Source organism: Priestia sp. SIMBA_032 (assembly GCF_046535215.1).
GTDB classification, from domain to species: Bacteria; Bacillota; Bacilli; order Bacillales; family Bacillaceae_H; genus Priestia; species Priestia aryabhattai.
In genome coordinates, this window is sequence record NZ_JAWRXD010001174.1 from 1 (window position 1) to 252 (window position 252).

Sequence of the window (252 nt, forward strand, 5' to 3'; positions counted from 1 at the left end):
CACGCTCAGTACCCGTTGGACAACACTCTGCGTCATCACCCGTCGACCGGTCCGCGGGTTCACTCCCCCGTTGGCCAGGGTGCCCCCGATGGCCGCGAGATCGTTGGTCGTGACGATCAGCGAGCATTGGCGGAAATAGAGGTCGATCGAGTCCTCCGGCGAGGCCTGCAGGTCACCGAAGCTCTGCAGCATGTACGCGATGGCACGGTTTCGCGCACCACTGCGCATCTCGGAGGCGTAAACGCTGGTGTC

The 252-nt window shown here is 63.9% G+C and carries 1 protein-coding gene; it reads right to left on the reverse strand.

The genetic code is table 11. From position 1 onward, the window contains the following. A partial coding sequence (locus tag SB717_RS38010; protein ID WP_410908346.1) for a glutaminase occupies window positions 1-252 on the reverse strand: 252 nt, incomplete at both ends.